Below are 19,320 nucleotides of genomic sequence, written 5' to 3' on the forward strand. Positions count from 1 at the left end.
AACGATTGGGGGCCGGTCAGGCCGGTGTTGCAGGGTTGAGGGCGGCGGCGAGGCCGTCCCGATGGCGCCGGAAGGATTCTTCCACGTCCATCGACTTGCGGTTGGAGCTGAGGGCGATGAGCGCCTCACCCGAGTCTTTGATCAGCACGAAGAGCCGACGTTCGCGGATGTAGAGCATCGCGAACACGCCCAGCACCAGCAGCAGCGAGCCGAAGTAGACGATCGGCTTGCCCGGCGAGCGGGTGACCTGCAGCACGGTGGCGCGCACCTCGTCGAAACCCGCCAGCTGGAAGAACACCGGCGCGCCGTAGTGCAGGCTGTCGCTGGTGGCGTTGAGGGTGTCGCGCACCAGCCGGCCAGCGGCGCCGTCCAGCGTGATGGCGGGCAGGCCGGCGTCGGCGCGGGCCAGCTTCCAGGCTTCCCAGGTGGCGCCTTCGAGGATCTTGATGAAGACATCGGCGGCCTTGTCGCGCTCGGCTTCGGGGATGGTGCTCTCGATGAACTTGCCGAGGCTCTCGAAACCGCCGATGGCGAAGAGCTCCAGCGTCTTGCGGGTGGTTTCTTCCATCCGGCTGCGCACCGAGGCGTCCATCTGGCCCACGGCGGTGGCGGCAAAGCGCCGGGCGAGTTCGGCGTGGCGGGATTTGTCGATCAGCTGGCGGCGGATCATGAACCAGCTGTCGGGCTTGCCGTCGGCGTCCATCGGGATGCGCATGAAGCGGAACTGGGCGGAGGGCGAATCGCGCATGCCCGAGAGCATGTACCAGGCGCCGTCCTGCTGGATGGGCTGCATGTAGGTCTGGTATTCGCGGGCCTGGCCGGCGGAATCCCGCAGCTTGTACTGGAAGCTCGGGCCGACGTTCTGCATGTCCTTTTTGGTGGGTGACTTGGCGCCGCTGCCCAGGTGCTTTTCTAGGCTGGCCATGGTGCCGCCTTCGGCAGGCTGGTCGCTGGCCATGTTCTCGATGTTGAAGGCGCGGAAGCTGCCGAGCTCGAGAGTGTGGTCGAGGCCGGCGGTGGTCACCTTGACGGAGTCGCCGATGGCGCCTTCGAGCGGAAAGTCGGTGCCGGCGCCGGGGCGCAGGTCATGGGCGACGAGCTTGAGCTTTGTTCCGCCGTCCTCGAAGCTCGCCTGATACATCATCACGCCGTCGAACTCGAAGGGCTTGTTCACCTCGATGGTCTTCTCGACGGATTTGCCGCTGGCGTTGTCGGTGATGATGATGTCGCTGGCGAAGCGCTTGGGCATCCCGCTTTCGTAATGATCCAGATGGAACTTCTTGAGGGACACGCTGAAGGGCAGATCCTGCAGCAGGATGCCGTCCTGCACGTTGAGCACCGCCACGTTGGCGCTCTTGCCCTCGGGGATGAAGACGTTGCCGCGGAAGCTCCAGTTGTCGAGCCCGAGCCGGCTTTCGGGGCCGATGTCGGAGATCAGCTGGTTGCCAGATGTGACCACCTTGCCGCCCATCGCCATCTGCGCCTTGAGGGGCAGGTTGCCGTCGAGCAGGCCGCCGAGACAGATCAGCACGATGGCGGAGTGGGCCAGGAAGTAGCCGATGCGTGACCAGCTGCCCTGCTTGGCGGCAAGGAGCACGCCGTCGCCACGGGCATTGCTGCGGGCGGTGAAACCGGCGCGGGTGAGGTAGGCGCTGGCGAGGGCCTGGGCCTCGGCGGTGGGCAGCGCGCAGGGCACCCGGTCGTGGTGCTGGAACTGGGCGAGGGAGTTTTCCTTGGCGTGCTCGCGGAAGCTGCGCATGTCGAGCAGCATCGGCCGGGTCTGGCGGACGATGCAGACGCTGGTGGAGATCACCAGGAAAGCCAGGATGGTGAGGAACCAGACGGAGTTATAGACCGCGTAGAGGCCGAGCTTCTCGAAGATCGGGAACCAGAACGGGCCGAACTGGTTGAGGTAGTTGTTGTAGGGCTCGTTCTGCTTGAGCACCGTCCCGATGATGGAGGCGATCCCGAGGATCGTCAGCAGGCTGATCGCGAAGCGCATCGAACTGAGCAGTTCGTAGAGTGCGCGGGAGTTGCTGCGGTATCGCATGGGTGGTGTCGGGCGGAAGAACGGGGAAGAACGGTCGGGACCGGCATTGCCGGTCGCGGATTGCAATGGAAAAGGGGTGGCCGAAACCACCCCTTTTCTTATAGCTGCCTGGCGCTGGGACGCGCCTTGACTCAGCGCAAGCCGGCCGCGTAGTCGGCGACGGCCTTGATTTCCGGATCGGTCATCTTGAGGGCGATGGTGCGCATCATCTTGGCCGGATCGTTGGCACGCTCGCCGGCACGGAAGGCCTTCAGCTGGGCTTCGGTGTAGTCGGCGAACTGGCCGGCCAGACGCGGGTACTGGGCGGGCAGGCCGGCACCGGCCGGGCCGTGACAGGCCGCACAGGCCGGGATGCCGCGCTTCAGGTCGCCGGCGCGCCACAGGCGCTGGCCGAGCTCGATGGAGGCCTTGTTCTTGGCGGCTTCGGGATTCAGCTTCTGGCCGGCGAAGTAGGCGGCGAGGCCCTTCATGTCATCGGCGGAGAGCGCTGCAACCATGCCACCCATCACGGCGTTGGCACGTTCGGCCGGCTTGCCACCTTCGCTCTTGAAGTTGGTCAGCTGCTTGTAGAGGTATTCCGCATGCTGGCCTGCGAGTTTCGGGTTTGCGGGGATCTGGCTGTTGCCGTCGGTGCCGTGGCAGGCACCGCAAACCTGTTCTGCAGTCTGTTTGGCCTTGGCCAGGTCAGGCTGGGTAGCAGCCTTGTCTTGGGCCTGAACCGCGCCAGTGGCCAGAAGCAGCGAAAGCAGCAGGGAACGCTTGATCATGATGTCCTCGGAAGCCAAGAATGTGGATGTCTCAAACCTGCTATTCTATAGCAATTCCAGCCATTTGCGCGATGCAACGACACTGCTTCGTGCCCGCCAGTTCCGCCCCATGTCCCTCTTCAGAAACGCCCAGTTCGAAATCTCCATTGCCAAGCCGAGCGGCCTGCCGCCGCCGAACGGGCCGGAGGTCGCCTTTGCCGGCCGCTCCAACGCCGGTAAATCCAGCGCGATCAATACCCTGGCCAACCACACCCGGCTCGCCTTCGTCTCCAAGACGCCGGGCCGCACCCAGCTGATCAACTTCTTCCGCCTGCAGAACGGCGCGGTGCTGGTGGATCTGCCGGGCTATGGCTATGCCGAGGTGCCCGAGGCCGTGCGCCGCCAGTGGCAGCACCTGCTCGAGGACTACCTCACCAAGCGGCCCAATCTGGTGGGGCTGGTGCTGATCATGGATTCGCGCCATCCGCTGAAAGACCGCGACCGCGTGATGATCGGCTGGTTTGCTCCCAGCGGGCGGCCGATCCACTGCCTGCTCACCAAGAGCGACAAGCTCACCCGCAGCGAGGGGGCCGCCACCCTGGCAGCGGTGCGCAAGGAGCTCGCGGCCTACGGCGAGCAGGTGACGGTGCAGCTCTTCTCCAGTCTCAAGAAGACGGGCATGGAGGAGGTCGAGCGCGTCGTTGGCTCGTGGCTGACGCCCGATCCTGACATGCTTTGACATTCCGGGCCGCCGAAGCGCGGCGGTGCGTGAAATGACACCGGATTCCGGGAGGGATTCTGTGCTATCAATGGCAATCCCCCGCGCGCTGCCCCCGCCGCTCGAGTCGACGGCGCATGTCGGCGGGGAATTTTCCGTTTCCACTTTCCGATCTGCCATGGAACTCCAACCCGTCATTCTCTCCGGTGGCTCCGGCACCCGCCTGTGGCCGCTTTCCCGCGAACAGTACCCGAAGCAGCTGCTGGCCCTGGTGGGCGACGAGACGATGCTGCAGGCCACGGCCGGGCGGCTTGCCGGCTTCAAGGGGCGTTTGCCGGTCGCCCAGGCGCCGATCGTCGTGTGCAACGAGGAATACCGCTTCGTCACCGCCGAGCAGCTGCGCTCGGTGGGCCGCAGCAGCCGCAACATCGTGCTCGAACCCGTCGGCCGCAATACCGCGCCGGCCCTGGCCCTGGCTGCGCTCGCCGTGGCGGAAGCCGACCCGGTGCTGCTGGTGATGCCCGCCGACCACGTGATCCGTGACCTCGCCGGCTTCCAGGCCGCCATCGACGCCGGCATCCCCGCCGCGCTGGATGGCGCCATCGTCACCTTCGGCATCGTCCCGGATCGCGCCGAGACCGGCTACGGCTACATCCGCTTCGGCGCCGAGCGCCCCGACGGTAGCAAGGCCATCGCCGCCTTCGTCGAAAAGCCCGACGCCGCCACCGCCCAGCGCTATCTGGATAGCGGCGAATACCTCTGGAACAGCGGCCTCTTCATGGTGCGTGCCAGCACCTGGCTCAAGGCCCTCGCGGCGCTGCAGCCCGCCATGGCCAAGGCCTGCGACGCCGCCTGGCAGGGCGGGGCGCGGGACGCGGATTTCGTGCGGGTGGATAAGGATGCCTTTGTGGCCTGCCCGTCGGATTCCATCGACTACGCGGTGATGGAAAAGCTCGCCGGTGCCACCGATCTGGGCATTCCCGGCTGCGTCGTGCCCATGAGCGCCGGCTGGTCCGACGTGGGCGCCTGGGATGCGCTGTGGGACATCGCCGACAAGGACGGCAGCGGCAACGTAGCCCGGGGCGACGTGCTGTTTGAAGACAGCCGCAACACCCTCGTCTATGCCCAGGACCGCATGGTCGCCTGCGTCGGTCTGGACGACACGGTGGTCGTCGAAACCCCGGACGCCGTGCTTGTCGCCCGCAAGGACAAGACCCAGAACGTCAAGCAGATCGTCGCCGCGCTCAAGCTCGAAAAGCGCAGCCAGGCCTCGGCCCACCGCAAGATCCACCGTCCGTGGGGCTGGTACGACTCCATCGACGCCGGCGCGCGCTTCCAGGTGAAGCGCATCGTCGTCAATCCCGGCGCGCGCCTCAGCCTGCAGATGCACCACCACCGGGCCGAGCACTGGATCGTCGTGAAGGGCACCGCCGAAGTCACCAACGGCGAGAAGACCTTCCTGCTGGGCGAGAACGAATCGACCTACATCCCGCTGGGCCACGTGCATCGGCTGGCCAACCCGGGCAAGCTGCCCCTCGAGATCATCGAGGTACAGTCGGGCAGCTATCTGGGCGAGGACGACATCGTCCGGTTTGAGGACACCTACGGGCGGGGTTGAGGCAGAAAGGGCGGGGCTGGCTGTTCAGGCCGGCCTGGCCACGAAGCCGAAGCGGCTTGCCACTTCGGTCTGCCGGATGCGCCCGACGGGCAGCGTCTGGCCAGCCCAGGCAAGGCTGAGCGGGGCGTCGGCGGATTCGAGGTCGCCATCCAGATGGGCGCAGAAGGCGGCCAGATCCCGGTCGTCCAGCAGGCCGATGCCGTGCTCGGTGGCGAGCAGCAGGCTGCCTTCCTCGTCGAACCATGCCCCAGAAACCGCCGCGACCGGCTTGCCGGTGTGGGTTTCGAGGCGATCCGGCGCCGCGAGGTGCAGGATCGTCGGGGTGTAATCCAGATTCACGAAAACCTGCTGCGGCCCGTTCTGGAAGAACCAGCGGCCGTCGGCGGTGGCTTCGAAGTTGCGATTGATGAAGCCGCGCAGGCCCGGATGGCGGATCGGGCCTTCGGGCACGCACCATTCGCCGCGGCGCGACAGCCGCAGCCAGCCGGTGCACGACGGCACGTTGGGCCACTTGGCGAGGGCCTGCCGGACGGCTTCATCCATGGTGTCGCTCCGCGACTGTTACCAGAGCTTCCACCAGGCCTGGGGCTCGGCTTCCGTGCCCTTGCCGGTGAAATAACGGCTGTTCGGGAAGTTCTGGCGCATCACCCGCTCGGCGTCCTTGCGTAGATCCGGCATGTTGAGGGCGTCGTAGCTCTGCACCAGCAGGAACAGCGCCTCTTCAACGGCCGGTGACTGGGGGAAATCCTTGATCGTCGCCTGGGCCCGGTTGGCCGCCGCCACGTAGGCGCCGCGCTTGTAGTAATAGCGCGCCACGTGCACTTCATGGTTGGCCAGCGCATTGACCAGATAGCGCATGCGCAGCTGGGCGTCCGGCGTGTATTTGCTGTCCGGGAAGCGCTGGCTGAGTTCCTTGAAGGTGGCGAAGGCTTCGCGGGTCGCCTTCGGGTCGCGCTCGGACAGATCCTGGTTGGCGAGGGTGCCCAGCATGCCCAGGTCTTCGTTGAAGTAGGCGAGGCCCTTCAGGTAGTAGGCGTAATCAACGTTGGCGTGGTTGGGGTGCAGCTTGATGAAGCGGTCGCAGGCGGCGACGGCAGAGACCTGCTCGCCCGACTTGTAGTAGGCGTAGGCCACCTCGAGCTGGGATTGCTGGGCGTAGCGACCGTAGGGGTAGCGTGCCTCGAGCTTCTCGAACATCTTGATGGCGCGCTCCCAGGCGCCATCGTTCATGGAATCCTTGGCTTCGGAATAGAGCTTTTGGGCGTTCCAGCCGACGGTTTCGTCGACCTGGTCGGGGAGGCCGCAGCCGGCGAGCAGCAGCACGCCGACAAGCGTTAAACTACGCAGGGTGAAATGCGCCATCGAAAACTCATTGGAAGAAGACTGGCTCGATTATAGCCCAGTCGATCCTTCCCATTCCCCCTCGTCCGCGAGCCCCGTCCCACTGCGCGAATCGATCCCCGATGATTGCGCGGGAATGCGCGTCGACCAGGCCCTTGCCCGGCTTTTTCCCGAGCATTCCCGAAGCCGCCTGCAGTCCTGGCTGAAGTCCGGCCGGATCACCATCAACGGCGCCTCGCCCGACTCCAAGACCAAGGTCTGGGGCGGCGAAACCGTGGCGGTGAGCCCCGAGCCCTCCGAGGCGATGCTCGCCGAGCAGGCCGAGGACATCCCGCTGCAGGTGATCTTCGAGGACGACACCGTGATCGTCATCGACAAGCCGGTGGGGCTGGTCGTCCATCCGGGCAGCGGAAACTGGTCCGGCACCCTGCTCAATGCGCTGCTGCATCACGGCGCTGGTTTCCGGGATCTGCCCCGGGCGGGCATCGTCCATCGTCTCGACAAGGACACCAGCGGCCTGCTGGTGGTCGCCAAGACGCTCGAAGCTCAGACCGATCTGGTGCGCCAGCTCCAGGCCCGCACCGTCAAGCGCCACTATCTGGCGCTAGTGCACGGCGAGCCGCAGCCTTCCGGCGAGGTCAATGCGCCCATCGGCCGCCATCCGGTGCAGCGCACCAAGATGGCGGTCGTGCCCGGTGGCCGCGAGGCGCTCACCCGTTACCGCGTGATCGAACGTTTCGCCCGCGCCACCCTGGTCGAATGCGAACTCGCCACCGGCCGCACTCACCAGATCCGCGTCCACATGGCCCACATCGGCCACCCGCTGGTGGGCGACGCCACCTACGGCAAGGCGAAGAGCGCCGATCCGCGGCTCGACGCCTTTCCGCGTCAGGCGTTGCACGCGTGGCAGCTCGGCCTGATCCACCCGAAAACCGGTGAAGCCTGCCGCTGGCAGACACCGCTGCCGGCGGATTTCGACGGGCTGCTTGAAACCCTGCGTGGAAACGCCAAGCCATGAGCGACGCCTGGATCGTCCCCGACTGGCCTGCGCCTGCCGGGGTGCGGGCCCTCTCGACCACCCGCGCCGGCGGCGTGAGCGTGGCGCCTTACGACAGCCTCAACCTCGGCACCCACGTGGGCGACGATCCGGCAAACGTGGCCGCCAACCGGGCGCAAGTCCGGCGCATCGTGCCGTCCGAGCCTGCGTGGCTCAATCAGGTGCATGGCACGGCGGTGGTCGACGCCGCGGCGGTGGATGGCGTGCCGGACGCCGACGCGTCGGTGAGCCGCACGCCCGGCGCGGTGTGTGTGGTGATGACCGCCGACTGCCTGCCCGTGCTGCTGTGCGACCGGGCCGGTAGCGTGGTGGGCGCGGCCCATGCCGGCTGGCGCGGGCTCCATGGCGGGGTGATCGAGGCCACCGTTGCGGCGATGCAGGTGGCGCCGGCGGATGTGATCGCCTGGCTTGGCCCGGCCATCGGCCCGACGGCCTTCGAGGTGGGCGATGAGGTGCGGGCGGCTTTCGTGGCTACCGATGCCATTGCCGACGCTGCCTTCAAGCCGGCCGGCCAGCCTGGAAAGTGGCTCGCCGACATCTATCTGCTGGCTCGTCAGCGGCTGGCGGCGCTGGGCGTCACGGCGGTTTACGGTGGCGATTGCTGCACGGTTTCCGAGTCGCGGCGCTTCTTCTCCTATCGTCGGGATGGCGTCACCGGACGCATGGCCTCGCTCGTCTGGCTTGCCTGAGCCGTCGCCCGCCGTGACTGGCGGTATACTTCCCGGCCCTTTTTGATTCGAATGACCATGACGCCCCTCGCCTGGATTGTCGTAATGAGTTTTGCCGGCGGGCTGTTGAGCGTGGCGGTGGCATCCGTTCTCGCCTTCACGGCCCGACCTACCTGGGTGCCGGTGCTGATCAGCTATGCCATCGGCGCGCTGCTCGGCGCAGCCTTTCTCGAAGTGCTGCCCCATGCCATCGAGGCCGCCGAAAGCCCCGAGAAGGCCGCGATGAACGTGCTGGCCGGGATCATGCTGTTCTTCGTGCTCGAAAAACTGGTGCTGTGGCGCCACTGTCATGACGAAGGCTGCCAGGGGCACGAGCCCCATGATCACCATGGCCACGGCGGCCATGAACACGACCACGGCCGCAGCGGCCTGCTCATCCTGATCGGCGACACCTTCCACAACTTCGTCGATGGCGTGTTGATCGCCGCAGCCTTCGTCGAGAGCACGCCCCTCGGGATCGTCACCGCGCTGGCGATCATCGCCCACGAGATTCCCCAGGAAGTCGGCGATTTCGTGATCCTGCTGCACTCCGGCTACAGCAAGACTCGCGCGCTGGTGTTCAACCTGCTGTCGAGCCTGGCCACACTGGTGGGGGGCATCCTGGCCTATGTGGCGCTATCCCACATGCAATCACTGGTGCCGGTGTTTCTCGCGCTGGCCGCCGCGAGTATGATCTACGTCGCGGTAGCCGATCTCATTCCAGGCCTGCACAAACGAACGGAATTGCGCGCCACCGCACAGCAGGTATTATTGATCGCCGCCGGCATTGCCTCGATCGTCCTCGCTCACCCCCTCGCGGAGAGCGCGCTCGGCTGATCTTCGGCGGCGGGCAGGCGTACCAAACAGCCAGAGAAACAGGGAGAGCGGCGCAAGGCCATAGAAGAAAAAAGTCAGCACCCCACCCACGATGGTGGTCTCCGCTGCGGTAGCAAGCAGCGCGACGTAAAGCCAGGCGATAGCAACGATATACATACCCGAATTCTACTCGGCGCGACGAGGCCGGGGTGAAGTGCGGCTTGGTGCGAACGCACCCCGGCAAACGGGGTGATTCCGCCGGCTGACGATGAGTCGGGCGCGCGTCCGACGACACAACGAGGAGAGCTGGATGTCCGTTACACCCGAGCAGTCTGCCGAAGCGTTGCAAGGCATGTTCAAGTTCGGCCAGTCGATGGCTGCGAATTTTTTCGATTTCCTCTCCAAGCAGGGCGCCGCGTTCCAGCAGGTTGCCCCCGCCCAGGTGCCGCAGCTGCCGCTGCCCGAGGCCGAGGAACTCGCCCGGCTCCAGAAGGAACTCGCCGAATCCCACGCCCGCCTGTGGGCCCACATGTCCCAGGTCAAGCCGGGTGAGCCCGCCGAGCCGCTGGTCAAGCCGCCCGCCGGTGACCGCCGCTTCAACGCGCCCGAGTGGTCGTCCAGTCCGGTCTACGATTACATCCGCCAGGCTTATCTGCTCAACGCCGATTACCTCGCCAAGGTGGCCGACGCGCTGCCGGTGGCTGACGGCCGCACCAAGGCCCGGATGCAGTACCTCACCCGTCAGTACATCGACGCGATGGCCCCGTCCAATTTTGCGGCCACCAACCCCGAGTTCATCCAGTCGGCGCTTGAGACCAAGGGCGAGAGCATCACCCAGGGCATCAAGAACCTGATCGGCGACATGGAGAAGGGCCGCATCTCGATGACCGACGACTCGGCCTTCGAGATCGGCCGCAACCTGGCCACCACGCCGGGTTCGGTGATCTACGAGAACGAGCTGATCCAGCTCATCCAGTACGCGCCCCTGACCGAACAGGTCTATAAAACGCCGCTGCTGATCGTGCCGCCGTGCATCAACAAGTTCTACATCATGGATCTGCAGCCGGCCAATTCGCTGGTGCGCTTCATCGTGGAGCAGGGCTTCACGGTGTTCCTGGTGTCCTGGAAGAACACCAAGGAGTCCGAAGCCCACTTCGGCTGGGACGACTACCTCGAGAAGGGCCCGATCACCGCCCTGCAGGTCGTGCGCGACGTCACCAAGGTGGACAAGCCCAACGTGCTCGGCTTCTGTGTCGGCGGCACCATCCTGTCGTCCTCGCTGGCAGTGCTGCGCGGCAAGGGTGAAGACCCGGCCGAGAGCCTCACGCTGATGACCACCCTGCTCGATTTTTCCGACGCCGGCGAGATCGGCTGCCTGGTGGACGAAGCGTCGGTGGCCGCCCGCGAGGCCTCCATCGGCCGCGGTGGCGTGTTCTCCGGCCGCGAACTCGCCCAGGTGTTCTCCAGCCTGCGTGCCAACGATCTGATCTGGCAGTACGTGGTCGGCAACTACCTCAAGGGCAAGACGCCCGAGGCCTTCGATCTGCTGTACTGGAACTCCGACAGCACCAACCTCTCCGGCCCGTTCATCGCCTGGTACCTGCGCAACATGTACCTCGAGAACAACCTGCGCGTGCCGGGCAAGCTCGAGATGCTGGGCGTCAAGGTGGACATGGGCAAGGTCGATCTGCCGGCCTACCTGCTCGCCACCCGCGAAGACCACATCGTGCCCTGGACCAGCGCCTACCTGGTGCGCCAGATCCTCGGCGGCGAGACCACCTTCGTGCTGGGCGCCAGCGGCCACATCGCCGGCGCCATCAACCCGGCTTCGAAGAACCGCCGCAGCTACTGGACCAGCGATTCCACCGCTTCGGTGCCGGAAGAATGGCTCGAAACCGCTGCCGAACAAAAGGGCAGCTGGTGGCTGCACTGGGCCGAATGGCTCAAGCAGCGCAGCGGCGAGATGATCGCTGCCCGCAACAAGCCGGGCAACACGAAATACAAGGTGATCGAAGCGGCGCCCGGGCGTTACGTCAAGGAAACCGTCTGATCACACTGCAGCACCCCCTCGGGGCTTGATCCCCGGGGGAGAAAATCAAAAAAAAGGTCGGCAGCGAGAGGAATAACGGGGGGCGTTGCCGATTTCAGCTTACCCCCGCACTCACACTTTGAGGGAGAGAGACATGGCACGTGTAGCACTGGTTACTGGCGGTATGGGCGGTCTGGGCGAATCGATCTGCATCAAGCTGGCCGCGCTCGGATACAAGGTCGTCACCACCCACTCGCCGGGCAACGCCAAGGCGGCCGAATGGCTGCAGACGATGAACAACATGGGCTACGGCTTCAAGGCCTACCCCTGCGATGTCGCCGATTTCGACTCGTGCAAGGCCTGCGTCGAGCAGATCACCGCCGACATCGGCCCCGTGGATGTGCTGGTCAACAACGCCGGCATCACCCGCGACATGACCTTCAAGCGCATGACCAAGGCCGACTGGGATGCCGTCATCCACACCAACCTCGACAGCGTCTTCAACATGACCAAGCAGGTCATGGACGGCATGGTCGAGCGCAAGTGGGGCCGCGTCATCAACGTCTCCTCGCTCAACGGCATCAAGGGCGCTTTCGGTCAGACCAACTACGCTGCGGCCAAGGCCGGCATGCATGGTTTCACCAAGTCCCTGGCCCTCGAAACCGCCAAGTCCGGCGTGACCGTCAACACCATCTCCCCGGGTTACATCGGTACCAAGATGGTTCTGGCGATCCCGCAGGAAGTCCTCGAAACCAAGATCCTGCCCCAGATCCCGATGAGCCGTCTCGGCAAGCCGGAAGAAATCGCGGGGCTGATTGCCTATCTCGCCTCAGATGAAGCGGCATTCGTGACCGGTGCCAACATCTCTATCAACGGCGGGCAGCATATGTTCTAATAAGCTTTTCGCACCGCAACAAAAGAAGGAAAGTAAAAATGTCTCAACGCATCGCCCTTGTAACTGGTGCCGTCGGTGGCCTTGGCACCGCTATCTGTAAATCCCTTGCCGCTGCGGGCGTCCGCGTGGTCGGGAATTTCTTCCCTGGCGATCCCGCCAAGGACGCCTGGGTTGAAGCTCGCAAGGCGGAAGGCCTCGATATCCCGCTGTACGGTTTCGACGTCTCCGACTACGAGCAGTGCAAGGCGGCCGTTGAGGCGATCACCAACGAAGTCGGCCCGATCGACATCCTGGTGAACAACGCCGGCATCACCCGCGACAAGTTCTTCCCGAAGATGGAAAAGGGCCAGTGGGATGCGGTCATCGCGACCAACCTCACCAGCCTCTTCAACGTGACCCACACCATTTCCCCGAAGATGGCGGAACGTGGCTGGGGCCGCATCATCAACATCTCCTCGGTGAACGGCGTCAAGGGTCAGGCTGGTCAGACCAACTACTCCGCCGCCAAGGCTGGCGTGATCGGTTTCTCCAAGGCGCTGGCTGCTGAGCTGGCCACCAAGGGTGTGACCTGCAACGCCATCGCCCCGGGCTACATCGGCACCGACATGGTCATGGCGATCAAGGAAGAAGTCCGCAACGCCATCATCGACACCGTGCCGGTCAAGCGTCTTGGCAAGCCGGAAGAAATCGGCGCTGCCGTGGTCTACCTGGCTTCCGAGCTGGCTGGCTACGTCACCGGTGCCACCCTGAACGTGAATGGCGGCCTGTACTACCAGTAATAGGCTGCAACAAGCGTCACGAGGCCCCGCCGCATGGCGGGGCTTTTTTTTGCGCACCGCAGTATAATCTCGGAAGGCGAAACTATCGCCACCGAGGAGAAAACACAGATGGCCGATCAGATTCGCCTGATAAAAAAGTACCCAAACCGCCGCCTTTACGACACGCAAACCAGTTCCTACATCACGCTCGCAGACGTGAAGGAACTCGTTCTTGACCATGGCATTTTCCAGGTTGTCGACGCCAAGACCGGCGAAGACCTGACCCGCAACATCCTCCTGCAGATCATCCTCGAAGAGGAAGCCGGCGGGGCGCCGATGTTCACCAGCGATCTGCTGTCCCAGATGATCCGCTTCTATGGCAATGCCATGCAGGGGATGATGGGCAAGTACCTGGAAAACAACATCAAGGCCTTCACCGACATGCAGGCCAAGCTCCAGGATCAGGTCCGCTCCGTGTATGGTGAAAACGCCACTGTGAGCCAGGATCTGTGGGCGCAGTTCCTGAACTTCCAGGGTCCTGCCATGCAAAGCATGATGGGCGCCTACATGGAGCAATCCAAGAAGATGTACGCCCAGATGCAGGAGCAACTCGACAGCCAGACGCGCAACCTGTTCTCCGGCTTCCAGTTTCCGACCTTCGGTGCGCCGGGCTTCAACCCGGAGAAGGGTGAGGCGCCGGGTTCCGGCGGTGATCCCAGCGACGCCACCAAGAAGTGATGTCCCGGGCCGCGCACTCGTCGCGGCCCTTGTGTTTTATCCACCGGTTTTTCCTGACGCATGACCCAATCCAGCAAGCAGGGCGCCGCCCCGAAAGTCGGCTTCGTTTCCCTTGGCTGCCCCAAGGCCCTGGTCGATTCCGAACACATCCTCACCCGTCTGCGGGCCGAGGGCTACGAGATCTCGCCGTCGTATGAAGGCTCCGATCTGGTGGTCATCAACACCTGCGGCTTCATCGACGCCGCGGTAGAGGAATCCCTCGACGCCATCGGCGAAGCCCTCAACGAGAACGGCAAGGTCATCGTTACCGGCTGCCTCGGCGCCAAGGAGGACGTGGTGATGGCTGCCCACCCGCAAGTGCTGGCGGTCACCGGCCCCCACGCCACCGAACAGGTCATGCAGGAAGTGCACAAGCACCTGCCCAAGCCCCACGATCCGTTCATCGACCTGCTGCCGCCCCAGGGCGTCAAGCTCACGCCCAATCACTACGCGTACCTCAAGATTTCCGAAGGCTGCAACCACCGCTGCACCTTCTGCATCATCCCGTCGCTGCGCGGCGATCTCGTCAGCCGCCCGATCGGCGACGTGATGCGCGAGGCCGAGAACCTCGTCAATGCCGGCGTGAAGGAGCTGCTGGTCGTCTCCCAGGACACCTCCGCCTACGGCGTCGACGTGAAGTACCGCACCGGCTTCTGGGGCGGCAAGCCCATGCGCACCAAGCTCTACGACCTGTGCAACGCCCTGGGCGACCTGGGCGTATGGGTGCGCCTGCACTACGTTTACCCGTACCCCAGCGTGGACGACATCATCCCGCTGATGGCCGAGGGCAAGATCCTGCCGTACCTCGACGTGCCCTTCCAGCACGCCAGCCCGCGCATCCTGAAGGCCATGAAGCGCCCGGCCAGCTCCGAGAACAACCTCGAGCGCATCCGCCGCTGGCGCGAGATCTGCCCCGATCTCACCATCCGCTCCACCTTCATCACCGGCTTCCCCGGCGAAACCGATGCCGATTTTGAGGAGCTGCTGCAGTTCCTCGAAGAAGCCAAGCTCGACCGCGTGGGTGCCTTTGCTTACTCGCCGGTCGAAGGCGCCGCCGCCAATGAGCTGGCCGATCCGGTGCCGGAAGAAATCCGCGAAGAGCGCCGCATCCAGCTGATGGAATTCCAGGAAGACATCTCCACCGAGCGCCTCGAGCGCTTCATCGGCCGCGAGATGACCGTCCTGGTGGACGAGATCGACGAGGAGGGCGCGCTGGCCCGTTCGCCGGGCGATGCCCCCGACATCGACGGCCTGGTCATCATCCCGGCTGGCGAGAACCTCGAGCCCGGCGAGTTCGCCCGCGTCCGCATCACCGACTGCGACGTCCACGACCTGTACGCCGAGCCGATCTGACCCTCGGACCCCTGTAGGTCGGACTGTAGGTCGGACTTCAGTCCGACAACACTGTCCGATATGAGCACGATGTCGGACTGAAGTCCGACCTACAGGGAATCGCCAACCGTTTCGTCACCCGGACACCCATGAAACGCACCCCCCGCATCGGCATCGCCCTCGGCAGCGGCTCCGCCCGGGGCTGGGCGCATATCGGCGTGTTGCGGGCGCTGGCCCGCGAGGGCATCGAGCCGCAGATCATCGCCGGTTGCTCCATCGGCGCCTTCGTCGGCGCCGTGGCGGCGGCAGGGGATCTGGAGAAGCTCGGCAGCTGGGTCGAGACCCTCGGCTGGCAGGACGTCGTCGGCCTGATGGACATGGGCCTGCGCGGCGGTCTCATCAAGGGTGATCGGCTGATCACCTTCTTCGAACGCAACTTCGTCGACCGGGATTTCATCTCCCTCAGCCACAGCTTCGGCTGCGTCGCCACTGATCTGCAGAGCGGGCACGAAGTCTGGCTGCGCGAAGGCAGCGTCTCGGCGGCCGTGCGCGCCTCCATCGCCCTGCCCGGCCTGCTCACGCCGTCATGGCAGGATGGCCGGCTGCTGGTGGATGGCGGACTCGTCAATCCGGTACCCGTGTCGCTGGCCCGGGCGATGGGCGCCGATATCGTCATCGCCGTCGATCTCAATTCCGATGTGGTCGGCGCCGCCTGGCGCAACCGCGCCGAACCCGAACGCAATACCGAAACCACCGCTAACGGCTGGTCGAAGCGCCTGCTGTCCCGCTTCGGGCGCAACAACACGCCGCCTACCGACGAGCCGGAGGAGGAGCCGGAAGGCACGCCTTCCATGCTCACCGTGATGCAGAGCAGCATCTCCATCATGTCGGTGCGCATCGCCCGCAGCCGTCTGGCCGGCGAGCCCGCCGACGTGCTCATCTCCCCGCGCCTTGCCCAGCTTGGCCTGATGGACTATCACCGGGGGTGTGAGGCGATCGCCGAAGGCGAAGCCGCCGTCGAGCTTGCCCTGCCGTCCATCCGCCGCGCCCTCGGGCGCTGAAATCCGTCCTTCGCCGGGAGGCGTTCCATGAATGTCCTGATCGAAACCCTGCGTGCGATCGTCGGCGAGCCCCATTGCCTGGTGGCGGACGCCGACAAAGCCCCCTATCTCACCGACTGGCGCGGCCGCTACACCGGCACCGCGTCGGCCGTCGCCCTGCCTGCCGATACGGCCGAGGTGTCCGCCGTGGTGCGTGCCTGCGCCGACGCCGGCTGCGCCATCGTGCCCCAGGGCGGCAACACCGGCCTGTGCGGCGGCGCCACGCCGCTGGCTGGCAGTGCGGCGGTGGTGGTCAATCTCTCACGGCTGCGCCGGGTGCGGCGGGTTGATCCAGCCAACAACGCCATTGTCGTCGAGGCCGGCGTCACCCTGGCGGCCGTGCAGGCCGCGGCGGAAGACGCCGACCGGCTGTTTCCGCTCTCCCTGGCCAGCGAAGGCAGCTGCGAGGTGGGTGGGTTCATCTCCACCAACGCCGGTGGCGTGCAGGTGCTGCGCTACGGCAACGCCCGCGAGCTGGTGCTCGGGCTGGAGGTGGTGCTCCCAGACGGGCAGATCTGGGACGGCCTTCGGTCGCTGCGCAAGGACAACACGGGCTACGACCTCAAGCAGCTTTTCATCGGTGCGGAAGGTACGCTAGGCATCGTCACCGCGGCGAGCCTCAAGCTCTTCCCGCGTCTGCGGGCGTCCGCCACGGCCTGGCTGGCGATCGCCGATCCGGCCGCGGCGGTCGACCTGCTCGGCCGGCTGCGTGCGGTGGCCGGCGATCGCGTCACCGCCTTTGAGCTGGTCAGCCGGCAGTCGCTGGATCTGGTGCTCCAGCACATCCCCGGTGCGCGCGATCCGCTCGCCGATGCGTATCCCTGGTATGTGCTCGTCGAGCTGACCGACACCCGCATCGACGCGGGCCTTGAGGCGCTGCTTGAAGAAGAGGTGGGGCAGGGCGTCGATGCGGGGCTGATCCTCGACGGTACCATTGCCGCCAGCGCCACCCAGGCCGCCGCTCTGTGGGCCCTGCGCGAGAACATCTCCGAAGCCCAGAAGCGCGAAGGCGTGAGCATCAAGCACGACATCTCGGTGCCGGTCAGCGAAATTCCCCGCTTCATCGCCCTCGCCGGAGAACGTCTCGAAGCCGCCTACCCGGGCCTGCGCATCGTGTGCTTCGGCCATCTGGGCGATGGCAACCTGCACTACAACCAGTCGCGGCCATTGAAGGGCGAGAACGGCGCCTTCATCGAGCGCACCGCCGAGGTCAATCGGATCGTCCACGGCCTCGCAGCCGAGCTGGGCGGGTCGATTTCTGCCGAGCATGGCATCGGCCAGTTGAAGCGCGATATTCTCATGTTCTACAAGCCCCCGATCGAGCTTGAGATGATGAAGATCCTCAAGCGCGCCTTCGATCCGGAAGGGCGCATGAATCCGGGAAAATTACTCTGATGTGACGCAGTGCACGGGCGATATGTGAGCGATATCTCATTGATATTTCTAGGCTCAAAATGGGCATTGGCGTATTTGTCGGAATTTTTGACACATCCTGAAAAGCGCCACCCGCGTTTTTTTTAAGCTCATGAATTTAAAAAAAATTAACTGTCTGGCACGTAACCTGCTTCTTTTTGAGCTGGAAACAGATTTTGATGTGGCGCCAGTTCGCCGTGCGTTCAAGACGCGGCCAGCCCCAGCAATCTGAACCTAAGGTTCATTACAAGGAGATTCAACTCATGAAGAAATCGGCTCTGCTCGTCGCCGTTGCGCTGGGTGCTCTCAGCGCTGGCGCCAACGCCGCGGTGTACTCCACCACCTTTGAAGGCCTCAACGGCAACTTCCTCATCAACAACTTCGGCACCGACATGCCGGGCGCCACCCCCACGCTGCCGGATGCGGATCACACCTTCAATGTGTCGCTGACCAACGTCAACGGCAAGGTCACCATCGAAGTCCCGGTTGCCGGCATCTACGACATCTACGCCAAGGCTGGCTCCAGTTCCGTCATCGATTTCGACGGCGTGGTCGGTCCCGACCTGGGCGTGGCTTATGCTGCAAACACCAAGATCGGCACGGGCCCGCTGGCCGTCACCGGCGTCAGCACCAGCCTGCTCGAGTTCAACTTCAATGGCACCAACGCCACCACGCTCAAGCTGGACGGCGTGAGCCAGGCGATTCCGTACACCACCGGCAGCCTCACCGTCACCGGTGCTGCTGCGACCTCCCTGTTCGGCACCCTGCTGGGCCTGGGCGGCTTCCTGGGCGGCGCAGTCTCCGGCACCGTCGATATCCTCTATCAGGTCTATCAAGACCGTATCGACTTCGCCATCGACGAGACCAACCTGGTTGGCGGCAGCTTCGAAAACGCGCTGCTGGTGCTGGACAACATGCCTGCCGGCACCATCCCGGGCAAGGGTGCTGGTGACCGCAATGGCATCATCGACGGCACCTTCGCCACCAATGGCGTGCTTTACGCCGTTCCGGAACCCGCCTCGATGGCGCTGCTGGGCCTCGGCATGGCTGGTCTGGCTGCCGTGCGTCGCCGCAAGTAAGCCGCTTCGCTGCACCGGCTTGTCCGGTGCGGTATGCGTGATCAAACGGCAACCGTCAGGTTGCCGTTTGTGCTTTATGTGGGGCTGGGCGGGCTGGATGGGTGTTTTTTTTAGCAAAATGCAGAAAAGGGTTTACAGCCTCCTGAAGCATGTCTATAATGCGCTTCTCGTTGCACGGGGGTATAGCTCAGCTGGGAGAGCGCTTGCATGGCATGCAAGAGGTCAGCGGTTCGATCCCGCTTACCTCCACCAAACGACTTGCAGTAAATAGGGTCCCCATCGTCTAGAGGCCTAGGACACCGCCCTTTCACGGCGATAACCGGGGTTCGAATCCCCGTGGGGACGCCAGGATCAAACGTCCTGCAGCAATGCAGGCAGTCGCAACCAAGACCGGGTTGTGACGGCAGTTAAAGTGCGGAGTGGTAGTTCAGTCGGTTAGAATACCGGCCTGTCACGCCGGGGGTCGCGGGTTCGAGTCCCGTCCACTCCGCCACCAACAGAAACGAAGAAGGCTCTGCTTTCTTTGGGCTGTAATAGCAGTCCCCATCGTCTAGAGGCCTAGGACACCGCCCTTTCACGGCGATAACCGGGGTTCGAATCCCCGTGGGGACGCCACTTTCGCCAGGAGTGGTCAAGCTAGTAGTTGTTGTGTTGTGGGGGTATAGCTCAGCTGGGAGAGCGCTTGCATGGCATGCAAGAGGTCAGCGGTTCGATCCCGCTTACCTCCACCAAACAACCGAATACACAGGTCCCCATCGTCTAGAGGCCTAGGACACCGCCCTTTCACGGCGATAACCGGGGTTCGAATCCCCGTGGGGACGCCAGGATCAAGCGTCCTGCAGCAATGCAGGCAGTTGCAGCCAAGCCCGGCTGTGACAGCAGTC

General features: G+C 64.6%; 18 protein-coding genes and 6 tRNA genes. 19 read left to right on the forward strand and 5 right to left on the reverse strand.

Annotated elements, in window-relative coordinates:
• Positions 1-16: 16 nt before the first annotated feature.
• Both GH681_RS10465 and GH681_RS10470 read right to left on the reverse strand, forming a co-directional pair.
• Positions 17-2,050: a cytochrome c biogenesis protein ResB gene (locus GH681_RS10465; protein ID WP_153161429.1), complete on the reverse strand. Its 2,034-nt coding sequence runs from the start codon at positions 2,048-2,050 to the stop codon at positions 17-19.
• A 131-nt stretch (positions 2,051-2,181) separates the two neighbouring features.
• Positions 2,182-2,817 carry a cytochrome c gene (locus GH681_RS10470; protein ID WP_153161430.1) on the reverse strand — a complete coding sequence of 212 codons (636 nt, stop codon included), beginning with the start codon at positions 2,815-2,817 and terminating at the stop codon, positions 2,182-2,184.
• Positions 2,818-2,926: 109 nt separating this feature from the next.
• Here GH681_RS10470 and yihA point away from each other — a divergent pair, with 109 nt between their 5' ends.
• Both yihA and GH681_RS10480 read left to right on the forward strand, forming a co-directional pair.
• Entirely contained in the window at positions 2,927-3,535 is a 609-nt protein-coding gene (gene yihA / locus GH681_RS10475) for a ribosome biogenesis GTP-binding protein YihA/YsxC (protein WP_153161431.1), read from the forward strand.
• Between the two features lie 157 nt (positions 3,536-3,692).
• Positions 3,693-5,132 (forward strand): mannose-1-phosphate guanylyltransferase/mannose-6-phosphate isomerase, encoded by a 1,440-nt coding sequence (locus GH681_RS10480; protein ID WP_153161432.1) that lies wholly within the window; start codon positions 3,693-3,695, stop codon positions 5,130-5,132.
• A gap of 24 nt (positions 5,133-5,156) precedes the next feature.
• On the opposite strand, the gene GH681_RS10485 is transcribed toward GH681_RS10480, so the two are convergent.
• On the reverse strand, positions 5,157-5,675 hold the full coding sequence (locus tag GH681_RS10485; RefSeq protein WP_153161433.1) for a DUF2946 family protein: 519 nt from the start codon (positions 5,673-5,675) through the stop codon (positions 5,157-5,159).
• Between the two features lie 18 nt (positions 5,676-5,693).
• Positions 5,694-6,494, reverse strand: coding sequence for an outer membrane protein assembly factor BamD (locus GH681_RS10490; RefSeq protein ID WP_153161434.1), 801 nt, complete (start codon positions 6,492-6,494; stop codon positions 5,694-5,696).
• Positions 6,495-6,576: 82 nt separating this feature from the next.
• Between GH681_RS10490 and rluD the strand changes: the two genes are divergently transcribed.
• The 3 genes from rluD to GH681_RS10505 are packed head-to-tail and all read left to right on the forward strand — an operon-like array spanning position 6,577 to position 9,074.
• Complete coding sequence (gene rluD, locus GH681_RS10495; protein ID WP_255425184.1) at positions 6,577-7,491, forward strand: 23S rRNA pseudouridine(1911/1915/1917) synthase RluD; 915 nt, start codon at positions 6,577-6,579, stop codon at positions 7,489-7,491.
• A complete protein-coding gene (pgeF, locus tag GH681_RS10500; RefSeq protein ID WP_153161436.1) occupies positions 7,488-8,219 on the forward strand; it encodes a peptidoglycan editing factor PgeF in 732 nt (243 codons plus the stop codon). Before rluD ends, pgeF begins: the two co-directional genes overlap by 4 nt.
• A gap of 57 nt (positions 8,220-8,276) precedes the next feature.
• Entirely contained in the window at positions 8,277-9,074 is a 798-nt protein-coding gene (locus tag GH681_RS10505; RefSeq protein WP_153161437.1) for a ZIP family metal transporter, read from the forward strand.
• Here the strand turns inward: GH681_RS10505 and GH681_RS23660 are convergent.
• Positions 9,006-9,230, reverse strand: coding sequence for a hypothetical protein (locus GH681_RS23660; RefSeq protein ID WP_228111866.1), 225 nt, complete (start codon positions 9,228-9,230; stop codon positions 9,006-9,008). The genes GH681_RS10505 and GH681_RS23660 overlap by 69 nt on opposite strands.
• 133 nt (positions 9,231-9,363) lie before the next feature.
• Here GH681_RS23660 and GH681_RS10510 point away from each other — a divergent pair, with 133 nt between their 5' ends.
• The 14 genes from GH681_RS10510 to GH681_RS10575 all read left to right on the forward strand — a co-directional run bounded on the left by GH681_RS10510 (position 9,364) and on the right by GH681_RS10575 (position 19,260).
• Entirely contained in the window at positions 9,364-11,103 is a 1,740-nt protein-coding gene (locus GH681_RS10510; RefSeq protein ID WP_153161438.1) for an alpha/beta hydrolase, read from the forward strand.
• A gap of 133 nt (positions 11,104-11,236) precedes the next feature.
• Positions 11,237-11,977, forward strand: a complete 741-nt coding sequence (gene phbB, locus GH681_RS10515) for an acetoacetyl-CoA reductase (RefSeq protein ID WP_153161439.1) — start codon at positions 11,237-11,239, stop codon at positions 11,975-11,977.
• A 38-nt stretch (positions 11,978-12,015) separates the two neighbouring features.
• The gene (phbB, locus tag GH681_RS10520) at positions 12,016-12,756 is read left to right on the forward strand and encodes an acetoacetyl-CoA reductase (protein WP_153161440.1); all 741 of its coding nucleotides are present in this window, start codon (positions 12,016-12,018) and stop codon (positions 12,754-12,756) included.
• A gap of 108 nt (positions 12,757-12,864) precedes the next feature.
• On the forward strand, positions 12,865-13,473 hold the full coding sequence (phaR, locus tag GH681_RS10525) for a polyhydroxyalkanoate synthesis repressor PhaR (RefSeq protein ID WP_153161441.1): 609 nt from the start codon (positions 12,865-12,867) through the stop codon (positions 13,471-13,473).
• Positions 13,474-13,533: 60 nt separating this feature from the next.
• Entirely contained in the window at positions 13,534-14,865 is a 1,332-nt protein-coding gene (gene rimO / locus GH681_RS10530; protein WP_153161442.1) for a 30S ribosomal protein S12 methylthiotransferase RimO, read from the forward strand.
• A 128-nt stretch (positions 14,866-14,993) separates the two neighbouring features.
• Positions 14,994-15,905 carry a patatin-like phospholipase RssA gene (gene rssA, locus GH681_RS10535; RefSeq protein WP_153161443.1) on the forward strand — a complete coding sequence of 304 codons (912 nt, stop codon included), beginning with the start codon at positions 14,994-14,996 and terminating at the stop codon, positions 15,903-15,905.
• Positions 15,906-15,932: 27 nt separating this feature from the next.
• Entirely contained in the window at positions 15,933-17,339 is a 1,407-nt protein-coding gene (locus GH681_RS10540; RefSeq protein WP_153161444.1) for an FAD-binding oxidoreductase, read from the forward strand.
• Positions 17,340-17,620: 281 nt separating this feature from the next.
• A complete protein-coding gene (locus GH681_RS23665) occupies positions 17,621-18,436 on the forward strand; it encodes a PEP-CTERM sorting domain-containing protein (protein WP_228111867.1) in 816 nt (271 codons plus the stop codon).
• Between the two features lie 176 nt (positions 18,437-18,612).
• Positions 18,613-18,688 (forward strand) — tRNA-Ala (locus GH681_RS10550).
• Positions 18,689-18,708: 20 nt separating this feature from the next.
• Positions 18,709-18,784 (forward strand) — tRNA-Glu (locus tag GH681_RS10555).
• Between the two features lie 68 nt (positions 18,785-18,852).
• Positions 18,853-18,929, forward strand: a tRNA-Asp gene (locus GH681_RS10560).
• Positions 18,930-18,975: 46 nt separating this feature from the next.
• A tRNA-Glu gene (locus GH681_RS10565) sits at positions 18,976-19,051 on the forward strand.
• Positions 19,052-19,091: 40 nt separating this feature from the next.
• Positions 19,092-19,167: transfer RNA gene (locus GH681_RS10570), tRNA-Ala, on the forward strand.
• Positions 19,168-19,184: 17 nt separating this feature from the next.
• Positions 19,185-19,260: transfer RNA gene (locus tag GH681_RS10575), tRNA-Glu, on the forward strand.
• Positions 19,261-19,320 lie beyond the last annotated feature (60 nt).

Origin of the sequence: Zoogloea sp. 1C4 (assembly GCF_009469605.1) — a bacterium.
Lineage (GTDB): Bacteria > Pseudomonadota > Gammaproteobacteria > Burkholderiales > Rhodocyclaceae > Zoogloea > Zoogloea oryzae.